Source organism: Cognatundibacterium crateris (assembly GCF_010078235.1).
Lineage (GTDB): Bacteria > Pseudomonadota > Gammaproteobacteria > Burkholderiales > Burkholderiaceae_D > Undibacterium > Undibacterium crateris.
This window is the reverse complement of sequence record NZ_JAABOS010000002.1, coordinates 17263-32740: the sequence shown is the minus strand read 5'-3', so window position 1 is coordinate 32740 and position 15478 is coordinate 17263. Positions and strand designations below refer to the sequence as shown.

At 40.8% G+C, this 15478-nt stretch carries 16 protein-coding genes; 14 read left to right on the top strand and 2 right to left on the bottom strand.

The features are described from left to right. The first annotated feature begins 12 nt into the window (after positions 1 to 12). Genes EYB48_RS03340 through EYB48_RS03315 form a run of 6 tightly spaced genes read left to right on the top strand, consistent with a single transcriptional unit; the run spans position 13 to position 6118 of the window. Positions 13 to 1065 (top strand): hypothetical protein, encoded by a 1053-nt coding sequence (locus EYB48_RS03340; RefSeq protein WP_162018891.1) that lies wholly within the window; start codon positions 13 to 15, stop codon positions 1063 to 1065. 49 nt (positions 1066 to 1114) lie between these two features. Next, positions 1115 to 2338, top strand: a complete 1224-nt coding sequence (locus tag EYB48_RS03335; RefSeq protein ID WP_162018890.1) for a hypothetical protein — start codon at positions 1115 to 1117, stop codon at positions 2336 to 2338. A gap of 42 nt (positions 2339 to 2380) precedes the next feature. Continuing rightward, positions 2381 to 3562, top strand: coding sequence for an NAD-dependent epimerase/dehydratase family protein (locus tag EYB48_RS03330; protein ID WP_328823231.1), 1182 nt, complete (start codon positions 2381 to 2383; stop codon positions 3560 to 3562). Further along, complete coding sequence (locus EYB48_RS03325) at positions 3559 to 4107, top strand: serine O-acetyltransferase (protein WP_162018889.1); 549 nt, start codon at positions 3559 to 3561, stop codon at positions 4105 to 4107. The genes EYB48_RS03330 and EYB48_RS03325 overlap by 4 nt, the downstream gene beginning before the upstream one ends. Further along, positions 4091 to 5086 carry a WaaS/CpsH family glycosyltransferase gene (locus EYB48_RS03320; protein ID WP_162018888.1) on the top strand — a complete coding sequence of 332 codons (996 nt, stop codon included), beginning with the start codon at positions 4091 to 4093 and terminating at the stop codon, positions 5084 to 5086. The genes EYB48_RS03325 and EYB48_RS03320 overlap by 17 nt, the downstream gene beginning before the upstream one ends. 36 nt (positions 5087 to 5122) lie before the next feature. Beyond that, a complete protein-coding gene (locus EYB48_RS03315) occupies positions 5123 to 6118 on the top strand; it encodes an NAD-dependent epimerase/dehydratase family protein (RefSeq protein WP_162018887.1) in 996 nt (331 codons plus the stop codon). A 505-nt stretch (positions 6119 to 6623) separates the two neighbouring features. On the opposite strand, the gene EYB48_RS03310 is transcribed toward EYB48_RS03315, so the two are convergent. Then, positions 6624 to 7418 (bottom strand): hypothetical protein, encoded by a 795-nt coding sequence (locus tag EYB48_RS03310; protein ID WP_162018886.1) that lies wholly within the window; start codon positions 7416 to 7418, stop codon positions 6624 to 6626. A gap of 323 nt (positions 7419 to 7741) precedes the next feature. On the opposite strand from EYB48_RS03310, the gene EYB48_RS03305 reads away from it, so the two are divergent. Next, positions 7742 to 8065, top strand: a complete 324-nt coding sequence (locus tag EYB48_RS03305) for a lipoprotein (RefSeq protein ID WP_162018885.1) — start codon at positions 7742 to 7744, stop codon at positions 8063 to 8065. Between the two features lie 219 nt (positions 8066 to 8284). Here the strand turns inward: EYB48_RS03305 and EYB48_RS03300 are convergent, their stop codons facing one another. Further along, entirely contained in the window at positions 8285 to 8842 is a 558-nt protein-coding gene (locus EYB48_RS03300) for a hypothetical protein (protein WP_162018884.1), read from the bottom strand. A gap of 258 nt (positions 8843 to 9100) precedes the next feature. Between EYB48_RS03300 and EYB48_RS03295 the strand changes: the two genes are divergently transcribed. The 7 genes from EYB48_RS03295 (at position 9101) to EYB48_RS03265 (ending at position 14766) form a co-directional block, all read left to right on the top strand. Further along, positions 9101 to 9424: a hypothetical protein gene (locus EYB48_RS03295; RefSeq protein WP_162018883.1), complete on the top strand. Its 324-nt coding sequence runs from the start codon at positions 9101 to 9103 to the stop codon at positions 9422 to 9424. A gap of 339 nt (positions 9425 to 9763) precedes the next feature. Beyond that, positions 9764 to 9997 (top strand): hypothetical protein, encoded by a 234-nt coding sequence (locus tag EYB48_RS03290; protein WP_162018882.1) that lies wholly within the window; start codon positions 9764 to 9766, stop codon positions 9995 to 9997. Positions 9998 to 10157: 160 nt separating this feature from the next. Further along, complete coding sequence (locus EYB48_RS03285) at positions 10158 to 10409, top strand: hypothetical protein (RefSeq protein ID WP_162018881.1); 252 nt, start codon at positions 10158 to 10160, stop codon at positions 10407 to 10409. After that, positions 10406 to 12043: a hypothetical protein gene (locus tag EYB48_RS03280; protein WP_162018880.1), complete on the top strand. Its 1638-nt coding sequence runs from the start codon at positions 10406 to 10408 to the stop codon at positions 12041 to 12043. Before EYB48_RS03285 ends, EYB48_RS03280 begins: the two co-directional genes overlap by 4 nt. 7 nt (positions 12044 to 12050) lie before the next feature. Next, entirely contained in the window at positions 12051 to 12365 is a 315-nt protein-coding gene (locus EYB48_RS03275) for a DUF2523 family protein (RefSeq protein WP_162018879.1), read from the top strand. Positions 12366 to 12367: 2 nt separating this feature from the next. After that, positions 12368 to 13468, top strand: coding sequence for a zonular occludens toxin domain-containing protein (locus EYB48_RS03270; RefSeq protein WP_162018878.1), 1101 nt, complete (start codon positions 12368 to 12370; stop codon positions 13466 to 13468). Further along, positions 13465 to 14766, top strand: coding sequence for a type II secretion system protein GspD (locus EYB48_RS03265; RefSeq protein WP_162018877.1), 1302 nt, complete (start codon positions 13465 to 13467; stop codon positions 14764 to 14766). Before EYB48_RS03270 ends, EYB48_RS03265 begins: the two co-directional genes overlap by 4 nt. Positions 14767 to 15478 lie beyond the last annotated feature (712 nt).

Here is a 15478-nt window from a genome sequence, read left to right as displayed (position 1 = left end):
ATGAATTGCTGAATGAAACACACACTTTTTTTTGTTTGTAAGCGTGGACGTTTGCGAGATATTCCATTGTTGAGAGATGGTGCAATAGATGCAGGTTATCGTTTCATGGTTACGTTAATCCCTTTTGCATATCCGTTGTTACTCTTGTTGGGTATTTCGAGAATCTTTGGTGCAAAATTTTCTATTATATTTAGTGATAAGTTTTGGGGGGATACAGTATTCGCTAAATTTTTGGGAGATTCTTGTGTGCGTATGCTTTGGAATTATGCAGACGAATTTCCTGATCGACTTAGTTTTAAACCAAACAAAAGAGTGTGTTTTTTTAAGGATGATGAATATCCTGCAGTTGAACGCTTTGTTTTTGCACCTCAACCGAAAAAAGATGTGCAGGTGAAATTTGCACCTCGGAAAATTGGTTTTATTGGAGATGTGAGTTTGACTAGCGATCTGCCGAATGGCACTAACTGGTGGATAACACATTTTGATGATCTTATTGACAAATTCGGCTATCAATTTTATTTAACTGAGGAATTCAATACCTTAATAAATGCAAATTTAAGCTCATTGAACGAGCAGCGGCAGGCGAAAGTTTTATCGAAAAATTATTTGCGCTTCAAAATCTTAAATTTAGTTAACGATAATTTTTCGTCAAATCTAATAATTATTGGAGAGAATTGGAGGCGCTTCGGCTTTAATGCCCAAGCGTCTTTATATTCTTTAGATTCTCGCCTTGAATTTTACAAAAGCTTGGCTGTGAATTTAGACGCAGGTTCAAAGTCTGGCGATAGTTCTCTGTATCCACGTTCAAGCGAGATCATGACTTATGCTGGATCTCCAGTACAAGTTATTTGCGAGGACAGCATATCTGTGTTTGGCGAAAAAATATCGGAATTCGTATTTGCAGATGAGGTCTCTTTAATGGCTTTGATTGATGATCGCTTGTCTGAACCTGAAAATGTACGCTTGAACAGAATACGCTGGCTCAATCAACAATTACACTCACAAGAAATGACTATGTCATGTTCAGTTAGGCGACTATTTACCGGAAGAGAGTCATTTTATTAGTTGAATAACAATTCGAGAGGCTGCTAAGTTTGAAGAATTATAATTTAAGATGTTAAAAATATTTATTTCTGGACTAGGTGCAAATATCATTTTTGTATGCGCCGGTTTGGTGAAGCAATATTTGTTGGCTGCACAAATGTCAGTAGCAAATTTTGGTGCATATGGGACTGCAATCTCATTAGCGTCTCTGTCTTTGCTTATCATTCCTTTCCCAGCGTACCTCGACATAATGGTCAGAGGGTTTAGTGATTTTTCAAAAAATTCCTATTTACGTCATCAGTTAATTGCCGCTGTGCGTAAAGAAATACTGATTTTGACAATTTTAGTTGGAGCTGGATTTAGTCTTATTTTAGGTGCGACTTTCATTTGCACTTTTCCAGATCAATTAATTTTGTCCATATCGTTACTTCTTCTTTCTCAATATATTGGAGCAGCTCTTGATTTGATGCTTAGAATGCAACAGGCTCATCGTACACTTGCATTTTTTATGGTGTTACGTAATTTGCCAGCTATTTTTCTTCTGATGTTAACTCGTGTTGGCTCGCCATTGTTAGTGGCCGGAATAGATCTTATTGCTAGTGTTTTCATGTTGTTTGTTTTTTTAAATTCGAATGTACTAAGAGTTAGAGCATTCGAAATTAGAAGCAGATTTAGATTTTTTCTAACATCAGCTGAAAGAACGCTTTGGTTTGCAAGGTTATTTCAGTTTGTGAATTCGTCATTACTTAGACTGGTTATCCCTTTCGTTTGTGGGGCACATGAAACAGGCTTGTTTTTTTTCTCAATGATTGCTCAGTTGCCTTGTTCTTTATTCTTATCTGTAACAACTCAAATGTATGGGCATACCCTTGCATCATTAAAGCGGGGTGAGTGGAAGTCACTTTGGATTATACAAGCATGGTTTATTTTGCCAAATTTAGCATATGTAATTGTTGCAGCTTTATTTATGCCTTTTTGGGAGGGTATTGCAATTATGATTCCGGGACTTGCGAAATATAAAGACGCGGGATCTTTAATTATGGCTGTCATTGTATATAGCTCAGTCTTGGCATCAGACTGTCAAGAATATTTATTGCGTACAAGGGGATTGGCTCATGTGCTTTTACAATATTCATTATTTTCAGTTTGTGTTCAAGCATTGGTTGTCGCCGGTGTGTTTGGTAATCTGTTTGACTTAATACATGCAATCTATTTTGCTGCTTTTATCCAAGTAGTAGTATTGATCTTATTTACGTATAAGACTTTTAAGCTTACGATTGGCATAAAGTTGTAAATATAAAAGCTTTAATTGATAAGCAAAAAATATAACTATTTTGTGTTTAAAAAACAATTTTTTAATTTAAATGAAAAAATGAAAATATTAATAACTGGTGGTGCAGGCTTTATTGGTCAGAAATTGATTCGTGAGTTGCTGAAATATGGTGATGAGATTCGTATTTTAGATAATTTTAACGAACAAATTCATGCATATAGTGATCTTCCAGATGATATTGCTAATAAAGTGACTCTTTATAAAGCGAGTGTATTGGACAAAACAGCCGTTGCTAGTGCTTTGAGTGAAGTAGAGTGCCTTGTTCATCTTGCAGCAGAAACAGGGACTGGCCAATCAATGTATGAAATAGAAAAATATTTTAATGTGAATGTACAGGGAACGGCAGTTCTTCTTGACGTCTTACAAAATACCAATTGCGGCATAAATCTGAAGTCCATCATTGTTGCTTCTAGCAGAGCTATATATGGTGAAGGTGCATATACGTGCCAACGTCATAATACTGTTTTTCCAGATCAGCGTACTCGGATAAATTTATCAAATAGGTTATTTGATCCTATTTGTCCTTTATGTGGAGATCCGTTGCAATTAACCCCTACCAGTGAAAATGCTCCGTTTAAGCCAATGTCTGTTTATGGACTAACTAAACAGGTTCAAGAGCAAGCTATTTTAATGTATGCGCGTACGCGGGGTATCAATGGCTTCGCTCTTAGGTATCAGAATGTTTTCGGGCCAGGACAGTCTTTGAAAAATCCTTATACAGGAATATTGGCAGTATTCTCTAATTTAGCCCGTCAAAATGAAAATATTGAAGTATATGAGGATGGTGATGAGTCGCGGGACTTTGTTTATATCGATGATGTTGTCGATGCGACTGTTTTAGCTATTAAATACTCTGGATCCTATGTCGGTGCTTTAAATGTCGGGTCAGGTAAAGCGACGAGTGTTATGTCAGTGGCTAAAGAAATAGTGAGTTTTTTTGATAGTACAAGTTCAATTGCAATTTCCGGCGCCTTTAGGATAGGTGATATCCGTCATAACATCGCTGATATTTCAGAGATTGAGCGAGTTCTCGGTTTTAAACCGAAAACTGATTTCAAAGATGGCCTTGGTTTCTTTCTTGAATGGGCGGCGTCACAGCCTGAACAGAATAAAGCTGCCTATGGGAAATCTGTAATGGAGTTAGTCGAAAAAGGTTTAATGGGAAACGTGGGAGACAATGCGTGACATTAAAGGAGTTTTTTTTATTGTTGCGTTCGGATCTAGTTCGACTAGATGACCCGTTACACCAACGAGATGACGCTAAAGTCAATTATTTAAATCTCTTGAATCCAAGATTTTTTCCAGTTTTTTTTATTCGATTAGCTAGATACTGTCACAAAAAAAAATTGTTATATCCATTTGCGGTCTTTTTCACATGGCTTAATTTTTTTATTTTTGGTGTTGAATGCACGCCAAGGTGTGAAATTGGTTATGGACTTTTGTTGCCCCATACAAGCGGTACCGTTATCGGAGCAGCTGAAATTGGTCATAACGTAACTATATTTCAAGGCGTTACGCTGGGAGCAGTTTCACTTGACATGCATTTTGATGTTACAACCCGACCAGTAATTCGAAATGGAGTAATTGTAGGCGCCGGGGCTAAAGTCTTGGGCGGAATTACCATAGACGAGTTTTCTAAGATAGGTGCAAATTCGGTCGTTTTAAACTCAATTCCAGCTAACTGTACAGTGGTAGGAATTCCTGGGAAGGTAGTTGTCTCAAATGCTTGATTTATTCAATAAAAATGTTTTGGTAATTTCCCCGGAATTTTTTGGCTATCAAAATGACATAAAAGCAGAGCTCATAAAACGTGGCGCGGTTGTTGATTTTATTTCGGACAAGCCGTTTTCCAGTGTGTTTATGAAGGGTATGTTACGTTTGCAGCGAGAAAGGTTTTTACGATTTGCAGATAAATTCTATTTTAGTGCAATCGAGGAATTTGGACGTTCAAATTATGATTTGGTTTTGGTTTTGGTTGGTGAAGGATTATCTGAGAATTTTTTGAGCGCCTTAAAGTCCACTTTTCCATCAGCAAAATTTGTGTTTTATATGTGGGACTCGATGAGAAATCGTCGCGGCTTAGATAAAAATTTGGTTTATTTCGATTCCTGTTTTACGTTCGACAAAAATGATGAGAAACAATATGGCATGAAATTTCGCCCATTATTTTTCAATGATAGATTTCAACGCAAAATAAAAGTTCTCCCCAAATATGATCTTAGTTTTGTGGGCACAGCTCATTCGGATAGATTTAGTGTATCTAATACCGTAGCAAAAAGTCTCCCCGAAAACATAACATTCTATCGTTATCTTTATCTCCAAGCCCGGTGGGTTTATTTTGCGCACAAAGTTGGAAATCGAAATTTCAAAGATGCTAAATTATCCGACTTTAATTTTACGTCTTTAGGTAAAGCCGCAGTAGCGGAAATTTTTTTTAATTCCGCTGCAGTTCTTGATATTGAACATCCCAAACAAACTGGGCTGACAATGAGAACGTTTGAAGCTTTTGGCTCAGAGACGAAAATTATAACGACTAATTCTCATATTGTGGATTATGACTTTTACAATCCCGAAAACGTACGAGTATTTGATAGAAATTCTACGTTAAAGATAGAAGAAGATTTTTTTATTCAACCCTATAAGCCAGCATCCGTAGAAATATATCAAAAGTATTCATTGAGTGGATGGTTAGATGATATTTTAGTCTAGATAATTGCAACTTTTGAAATTAGCAAAGAGGTTTGAATGAGTCAAATAAGTGTTATTGGTGGTAGCGGTTTTATTGGCACGCGATTGGCGAGTCGCTTGGCTACTAACGGGGTGTATCTTTTTGATATTGTGGATAAAGTAGTAAGTAAAGAATTTCCTCAGCAGACGAAAAATGCAGATGTAAGAAATTTTGAGCAGCTTCGAGAGTCAATTTCAAAAGACTCAATTATCATTAATTTAGCTGCAGAGCATAGAGATGATGTTCGACCACTTTCTTTGTATCACGATGTAAATGTGGGGGGGGCAATAAATATTTGTAAGGTCGCAAAAGAAAAGAATGTAAAAAAAATAATTTTTACAAGTTCTGTTGCAGTGTATGGATTTGCTCCCCTAGGTACATCTGAAGAAGGAAAAATTTTGCCCTTTAATGATTATGGGCGTACAAAATATGAGGCGGAATTAGTTTTCAAAGAGTGGCAAGCTGAAGCACCAAAAGAGCGAACCTTGGTTATAGTGCGCCCGACGGTTGTTTTTGGGGAGAGAAATCGGGGAAATGTTTATAACCTGCTCCGTCAAATTGCTTCTGGACGTTTTTTGATGATCGGAAATGGTGAGAACAGAAAGTCTATAGCTTACGTTGAAAACGTTGTCGCGTTTCTTGAGTTTGCATTGACGTTTAAGCCAGGTATTCACGTATATAACTTCATCGATAAACCAGATTTTACGATGAATACTTTGGTCAAAATAGTCAATAAAATTATAGGTAAACCCGAAAAAGTTGGTTTTAGATTGCCATATTTTTTGGGTTATTCAATTGGGAAATGCTTTGATTTTGTAGCATTTTTATCTGGCAAGAAGATGGTTATAAGTTCTATTCGAGTTAAAAAATTCTGTTCGAATTCTGTATTTGATACATCGATTACAAGTACCGGATTTGTCTCACCTGTGCCACTACAAAAAGCGTTAGAGCAAACGGTCAAGTATGAATTTGTTGAATCACATGATCAGACTAATCTCTTTTATTCAGAGTAATTAACTAGCGCGATATTGCTTAAGGGTATATTTCGGGTCTAAGTGATTTAAGCATGGTTTTTTTCATATTGATTAGCGCAATTGTCTTAATCAATATGAAACTGGACCATAAGTGTTTTGCCGTATGATCTCCGCACAAGTAAATTTCGCTTGTAGCGATCGAAAATAAGGGCAATCGAGTGACAGACTTGATTTTCAGTAATCAAGCAAAGTAAGGACGAAGACATGTGATTGATACCAAGAGAAAAGCCGCTTAACAGATTGCTCCGTTAAGCGGCTTATATCTTGGTGGCCCGGGGCGGAATCGAACCACCGACACAAGGATTTTCAAGCATTACCAAATACTAAAAAAATCAATATCTTAAGATAGATGTAGTCTACAAAACGTATATTTCAAGCCTCTTAATAGCTATTGATCGGTTAGCTTATTGCAGAATTGTAGAAAGAAAAAAAGAGGATGAAATGATTCAAGGTATACAGTTCGCTAAAAAAAATAAGGCTGCATTCAGCGGTTATTTTTTCCATTGATGGAGCTTAAAATAATTGTCGCATCCTTCAATTCTGAGATTCGGATTTGCTTCGTCTTTTCTTCATATATCGCGACATATTTATCGGAGCTATCAATTAAAAATCCCTTAATTTCAGCTTGATTTGGTTTTTGTAAAGTTGCGCAATAGTGCTCATAATCTCGCGATTCGTTACAAGGCTGTTGAAAATCTTTCAGATCACGTGCTGCCTCGTTCCGCCCATAGTTTGTCGCTACATTTCCAAATATCAGTATTGGCAGACATAGGAAAGCAACGAATAGGATTGGCCCTGGTATTAACAACATTTCACCAGTAAAAAAGATGGCTGTCGCGTATAAAAATTTTTTAAATGGAGATTTTTTACCTTCGATCTGCATTACCAACTTTTTCCTAATATTTGTTTTTTCGGGATATTTTTGATTAAGCCAAATATAAATCGAAAATAGTAGACCCGCACATAGCGCGATAACTAGCATTATAAGTATTGTGATATTTTGAGTGGACGGTGATGGTAAGCTTTCTGCAAATGTCCCCATAACAGATAACATGCCTTTTATCTCGATTTGAAAAAGGCTTTTTTCGAAAAGTGAGCCTTTTATACCTAAACGTTCAGAATAGCTTTGTTGTGCTATTTCACCAGTAAAGTGAAATAATAGTGCTAAGGAAACAGCTATCCAGGCTATCGCTTTTATTACTCTTTCAGTGTACGTCCAAAAATTGTGTGAAGGAGAAGCGGAGGAATTGTCTATTTGTTGAATTGTAGGATCAGCCATTTTTCATAAAAAATTTACTAAAAAGATATTATAAAATAAATAAACAATTGCCTTATTGGGAATTTTTAGTTTTTTAATATATGGTTTCTTTTTATTGATTAAATATAAAATCATTTTCTGAAAATTTTTGTACCTACTTTAAAAGTCACACTTGCATAAGGTTATAAGAATATTTGACTTATAAGGTAGATGTTACGTTAGGATTTTGTGACTGCATTTATGTCTACTAACTTAACTGACTGAAGCTCATTGCGATTGTGGAATTAATAGTTGGACTAAAGAATTCTAAGAAAATCAATTTCAATTCAAAAAAGAAGATTTGAATGAGGAAGACGTTATTTGCGATTACCTTCGCCGTTTTGCTGTCCGCATGCGATAAGGGTGGAGATAAATTTTTGGGTAAATGGGTGAGTGTAAAATGGAAAGAATACAAGCTTGAAATAGTGCAAAACGGCGATAGCTTCCTCGTAAAGGAAACCCGGCCTAGTTTCGTGGATGGTAAGCTTCAAAATATTAATAAGCCTGCCACCATAAAAGACGGAATTTTATCAACTGGGTCGGGACTGGATCAAAATACGATGTCTGTTGACAAGAAAACTGGGCATTTGGTTAACGGTAACGCCGAATTTGAAAGAGTAAAAGAATAGGTGCGCTTCTCGGTAGTTAGCAGAAACTTTAACGAGCGTTAATGAAGTGCGACGGTGTTCGTATATTTTCAGACTATTTTAGTCTGCGGAAATAGCTACCTCATAAATCATGGTCTCTTACTTATTGTATTGTGATTTTTGAGGTAGATTTTATTTTATATAAACGTAATTTTTTCAGACATTTTCGCGGAGGCGAAAATTAATTCAAATTCGTCTTATTTACAAATTTTTCACCCCCAATGCTTGCCCAGTAATTCTTTCAAAAAATTTGCCTTCTAGAATCTCGTGGCGTCTTTTTTTCATGATGAATTGCCTCGTATTATTCAAAATATCAATTCTTTCGTTTGCGTCTTTATTGTCACTTTTTCTCGCGTCTTGTATTTCTCTGCATACTCTAAAATATTCACCTGCTAGAGTTCGATCAGCAATAAAGTTATCTTCAGGATAGTTGCTCACGTAACCCTGAACTGCAACATGCAGTTTTGGAATGCAATGACCAAATTCAATATCCGTTAATCCAGATGCTAGCCAAAATGCGAATTGCGGCCAATTTCTAGCTGCAGCTGATACTAGCGCCCCGCTTGGGGCTGAACCTTTCTTCGACCACCAAGTTCTCCAAGTATTTTCTGGAATGCCAGTCGCATGTTCGAGGATTGGAAAGCGTCGTTTTTCTGGGGTTTCGGCAAGTATCAGCAGTTTTAGTCTGCTTCCGATGCTATCCATGCTCAATTCTTCGCGCAGATTTACTAATTCATTTCCGTCTGAACCGTTAGTCATAAATTCCCCTCCTAAATTTTTTGTAGAAAACTTGCCTGAAAATCTAATTAAGTGTATATTTTCACTCAATTAGATGGATTTATTAATTTAATTAAACGGTTTATCCTCTGTTCGCAATGGGATATACGTCTTAAACAAATGAATATTAGCATCTAATGGGATTCAATTTCATGAGTTTAGGGATTGTATTGAATTCAAATTACCAGAGATTACATTTAAATTTTATTAAGTTTTCATCTACAAAAGAAAAGGGAAAATATGTCAATCGATAACAAGCATCATTTGCAAATCGTAGGAATAAACACACTGAAATACACATCGAAAAAAACCGGAATGGACGGTGAAATGAAATTAGCGCAGTGCATTGTCAAGTATGTCGATGATGAAAAAGGCGAACAAATAATGGTTGGCGAATTGCTGCTGCCAAAGCACTTGTCAGAAACCTTGCCAGGTGAATATTTAGCTGACTTTGAGCTGGTCGTCGATCGTGAAAAGCGAATTGGTGCCCGTTTAAAAAATCTTCATTCATTTGGACAATCTGCCCGCCCTGTTCCAGCCAAAGAAGATAAGAAAGCGGCTTAAAAATGCCGACCGGATCAATACAAACAGTAATCGTCTGTACGCCTGTCATGAATACGCCGCCTCCGGCAGTTCGTTCATTGTGCCCTGATCAGGGTACTCAGATGTTTGCACCGGCTGGGGTGCAAGCGTACGTCATTGATCCGAGTCAGCAAGGAAATTTTGAGGCAGCGACGGAGCCTTTTGACTATGGATATGCAAGCGGTATCTGGTCGCTGGCCTTCAGCATGATAGTTGGATTGTATTTTGTATCACAAGGAATTGGTTCAGCCCTAGGGGTAATACGCCGAGGCTAACAATGCGACCGGGCGCATCCCCGGATTTAAAAATGGAGTGGTAAAGATGAAAAAAAATATTCAACGCGGTTTGGCAATGGTTGGTGCGATTGCTGTGTCGAGTTTGACCTTCGCGGGTTCTGCACAGGCTGCGGGTGGCCCCGACTTATCTTCATTAACTGGCGCAGTTGATATGACTTCGACAATTACTGCAGTGCTGGCCATTAGCGCAACATTGGCTGGTTTATTCGTCGCAATTCGCGGCGCAAAAACTGTGGTCGGTATGATCAAAGGTCGCTAGAACGACCGCATGACCTATGCAATTTAAGGGGCTATTCAGCCCCTTTTTTTAAGGACGAGAAATGACGATTAATGAACTGTGGTATCTGATCATTTTTGCCTGGGGCATGGTCAGTGGTTGGGCGGTTGTGAGTGGGATAAAAAACGGTTAAGGAGAGATCATGATGATATTTTTTATCGCGATTGGCTGCGTTTGTGCAGTCGTTTATTGCAATACTTTATTTCAAATTTTGGCCTTCGAAGAAACGAAATCTTGGTGGGAGCCATTTTTCTTGGCAGCGGTAATACCGTTCTATCAAATCTATACGAATAGATTTCAGATATTTCACACCGCGATGGCAATTTTCATTGTGATCGGAATCATTGCTGCACTGACGATGACTTGCAAATTGATTGCTTGGGTCGTTCTATGAAGAAAAAATTTATTTCGATGGTGCAATTCAAAGTCATTTTTGTTGTCTTCATTTTGTGCTGCATGCTGATTCATCAGCAGTTCGCTCATTCGCAGGCATTACCAATGACGCGAGCCGCAAATTTTGTAATGAATCGGGCTGTCGCGGGAATTGTCGCTAATCGTATTGCCGTTGCTGAAGGTGCCGCAGCAAACGATGCGGTCTGGCTGGCAAAGGCTGCCAATGATCCAATTTACAGTGCAACTATGGCTGGGATCAGCAGACAAATGACTGGACTGAACATTGCGTCTGCAATCGCAGGTGGTGCGCTTGCCATCGCGGGTGCTCCTGTATGGATGACAATCGCGGCTTCGCTCGCCATTACCACGCTTGGTGCGCTTTATTTTGCCAATACCGCAGCCGTGTCACCTGGTGTTCCGACCGCCAATGTCAAAATAACCGCGGATGGAAAGGTAAGCATTCAGAATGCGGCTCCGAATACGAATATCAGTTCTTATGCACCACCAGCAAGCGTGCCATCAACCTCGCCTTTCAACGATGCGTATGTCAATGCTGCATCGGCCGGAATGTTGGTGTTTAAAACGGCGCAGTGCTACGCGACAGATAGTTGGTGTAATTTATTCCCTGCTTTCCCTGCTGGAATCACAGCATCTTCTTTTCCATTTTATACCGCAGGCGGTTCTGTAGTCGTCGTTGGAAAACAGTTATCTGATGTTGACAAATTCAATGGCATTTGGGTTAGCACAATTAATGCTGCCACGCCTCCGCATACCGATGGATTCCCCGTTATCTATTTGGGTGCAGCTTGGCAGCAACCCTCTGTGCCTGGTCAACAAGCACGCCTTGTGCAGAGCAGTATGTCTACGCATTGGACAAATAATAATGGTGTGTGGACATCGACGACGACCGCTCCAGTAGTCAATGCATCTAATATGCTTGGCGATCCTCGCTATGCTCCGCAGACATTCAATAACCTGTCTGACGCAGTTGCGAATATGACAGACGACACGCTGAAAATGCCTCTGTCCGCCGATCAACTTGCCGCAGTCGCCAATGCAGCGTGGCAGCAGGCTGCCAGTGATCCAAACTATCATGGACAACCCTATTCTGCGAGTCAGCCAATTACCGCAGCAGACGTCGCGACATGGCAGCAAAACCAAAAGAATCAATTACCGACTTTGGGTGACATGCTGACACCTGCGAGTTCCCCAGGAACGCAGACTGTTCCTGTGTCACCGACCGTCACCATCGTTGTACCCGTTCCTACGCCGACACCACCTCCCGTTCCTGCGATTGGAACAAATGTGAACGTGATGAATACGCCGACTGTCATGGTTGGCAACCCAGTTAAAGTGGATATGGGGGCGGATCCTGGTGTTGCAGACCCGTCGTTGGAACAAACGCCAGACGCCGCCAGCATCCTCTCGCCGCTCATTTCGCTGCTGCCGGAATTGCGCTCATTTCAAACACCTGGTCATTCCGCCGATTGTCCAAAACCGACTTTCACTGTGTTTGGAAAATCGTTTGTGATGGATTCGCATTGCACGATTGCCGAACAAAATCGAGCCGCATTAGGCGCAATCATGTTGGTGGTATGGCTCATCGTCGGCCTGTTTATCCTTCTTTCCGCCTGAGGTCATCATGCCAGCTGCATTATTTGGAATTCTGTTATCTGTACTGCGAACAATGCTTGGTTTCTTGCTGCGTTCTGTCCTCGTAAAATTTGTCACATTCTTTGCCTTATTTTTTATCGTCAAAGAATTCGTCAACGTACTGGTTTCCTCAAATCTGTATCCAGGTGCGACGCAAGCATCCTCGCTGGCAAGCGCCTTATCAGGCATTCCCAGTTCAGTGTGGTATTTCCTCGATTTATTTAGCGTTTCTACTGGCATATCGACGGTCGTGTCTGCTTACGCGACACGGTTCATCATTCGCCGTATTCCAGTGATTGGATAATTATGTCGATTAATGCTTACGTAGGCTTGCAAGGCTCTGGTAAATCCTACGAATTTGTCTCAGGTCCGATGCTTGACGCCATCATGCAGGGTCGTCGTGTAGTCACCAATGTCGCCGGAATTAATGAAGACCTTGTGCATGATTATCTGATTAGTAAGCGTGATGCCAATGCAGACAAACTCGGAAAAATTATTCACGTCGGTAACGAACGCATTTCAGAGCCTCAGTTTTTTCCGGATGAAGAGAAACCTGAATTGGTATCCGTTGTTCAAGGTGGTGATTTGGTGGCGATTGATGAAGCGTGGCGCTTTTGGGGAACCGATTGCGGCAAGCTCAGTCACGAACATATGCAATTTTTCCGGATGCATCGTCACTATGTGCACTCCGATACGTCTGTTGCCTGTGACGTGGTTTTGATGACACAAGACATCACCGGTTTGCATCGCTCAGTCAAGAATGTGATTGAGTTCGCATTCCGCACGCAAAAGCATAAATCCTTGGGATTTTCTACACGCTATCGTGTTGAGATTTATGAAGGCTGGAAACTCAACGCAAAGACAAGGATTGATGATCGCCAAAAAAAATATAATCCTGAAATTTTCCCGTTGTATCAGAGTTATGCCGGTGGCAAGGGAACTGAAACTGCAATCGATAAGCGTCAGAATATTCTCGCCAACAAAACCCTTTGGCTTTATGCGATAGGCACTGTCTTGTGTATTACAGTCGGCGGCGTATCCGCATGGCGTTTCTTTCATCACACGCCTGATGGTATGAGTACGAAACTGATTTCAGCTAAAAGCAATACGCCTGGACAAGCTGAACGTACTAACGGGGTTGCGGCCACAGTTAAATTCGAGCCACCCAAACCTAACTTCTCGCAAGAATGGCGCTACGCCGGCGAGTATCTTGCCAACGGCACGCGCTGGATTGTGGTTGTCAATTCTGTGGGAAGATTGCGGGTCGAATCCCCGTCGATGTTTCAATCGCATGGGCAAGCTGTAATCGGTGATATTGACGGCGACAAGGTAACACGGTGGTCGGGCGCGGTAAATCGTGGCGGTTCTGGCATCGTCGCAGCAACGGCAGCAGAGGTCGTTAAATGAAATGGTTGCCAGCACTCTTCTTCGTATTTGCGTTGCCGGCCATTGGAACCGAAATTTCACCGGTTCCGAATATACGCCTACCTATTCAGGGTTTGCCGAATCCAGTTAAGTTTGATTTTCAGGCGATTACCGTATCCCAGGTTATTGGTTTGGTATACATGGAAGCCTTAAAGCAGCCTTATGTCATCGATCCAGCCGTCCTGCGAGATGATAGGCAAGTCTCATTTCGCTTTGATTCCGGTAGCGGAGATTTGCACCAGTTTTGGAAAAACTTTCTGGATGCGCTAGGTTTTGCTGTTGAAACACGCAATGGCGTAGATTTTATAGCGACCAAAAAAACAGCAGGGAAGACAGAGCCGACTCAAGAAGTATTTGTTTATCGCACTCGTTATCGACCACTTTCTTATATCGTCGGCTTGCTGACACCTATATTTAAAGTGGGCAATTTTACGGTTAATCGCCAGATTCATGCGCCTGCAGTTTCTGGCATCACTGGCACACCATCCGCATCTGCAATTGCACCGCAGGGTTCAGCAGCGTCCATGATCGATCAGGATAGCGATACGCTGATCTTTCATGGCACAACAGACGAAATCACTCTTCTCAAAAAACTTTTGCCGCAAGTAGACACCGCGGTCGGTGAAGTATCTGTGAAGGCAGTGGTATATGAAGTTTCGACAGGAAAGAAAGACGGTACAGCGTTCTCTTTGGCGTTGAATATTCTAGGCAGAAAAATCGGTATCAATTTGGGTGATCCTTCCAGCTTAGCGAACGCCGTAACCATTAAGACGAACAGCATCGACGCGGTATTTTCTGCACTGGCAGGAGATACGCGATTCAAAGCCGTCAGTACGCCTAACTTGCGCGTGAAATCAGGTATAGCTTCACGCATTATGGTGGGGCAGGACGTGCCTACGCTTGGCTCTGTTTCGTATCCCCAGGGCGGTGGCCAGCCTATTCAGTCAATCACATATCGATCTTCTGGCGTCATCCTTGGCCTGACCGCACAGGTACGCGAATCTGGTATTGATTTGCAAGTGGATCAGCAGATTAGCGATTTCGTCAAAACTGAAACAGGGGTAAATGATTCTCCAACGCTGACGAAACGGGAACTGTCTACCACCGTAACGGTAGGTGATGGTGAGCTGATTGTGCTTGGGGGGCTGACTCAAGAGAAGGACAACGAAAGCACGTCTGGTTTGTCATTTTTACCTAAGGTGTTTCATAGCTCCAGCAAGAGTGATTCTAAGACCGAAATTCTATTGCTGTTGCAAGTATCGAAAATTGTTAACCCTTAAATATAAAAGTACGAGACTGTATATCTCGCTCCTTCAATTCAAGAGAAAGCGGAATCGCATTTCTGGAAAATTTTCTTACGTTCTTAAAAATTCACTTCTGTTTAGTCGAACAAAAAATAAATGGTTTTTAAGATTGCCAAACGAAATTTTGCGAGTCATGAAATTGCATGCAGGTAGCTTGATCGATGCGTCCTCTGACGGAGAATTTCTGATTATTGTGACGAAAAATATGAGTAAGAAATATGCTGCTCGTCGCAGAATCCGTGTCCGTTTGAAAAAGTCGTTGCACCCAAAGCGATAGTTGATTCATTGCAGACCATTCGGCGGTGAAATAACGAAATAGGTTCTTCTTAAACATGTAGCGGTCGGACAGCTTTATCGTCCGATGGTTGCGGTAGCTGCCGGGTCGGTAGACCTTCGCGAAGCGAACAGCGTATCCCGCAAACAAGCATGTTTAAGCGCGGGGAGGTAGCACAGTAGTTTTTGCAGGTTTTGACGTTGCAGTGAGGCGAAGTGAGCAGCGCAACGCCCGCAGCGACAGCGAGGACGGACGCGCGCGCAGCGCGCCTAAACTTGTATTAGGGACACTTAACGAAAACCAGCAAATACTCGATAGGCCAAAAGAGACATAAATAAGTTTTATAAGAGTTTTTTTTATTTCATAAAGAAAAAAGAGACGCAACACCGGCAAGTGTTCGTCTCCATGATTGAC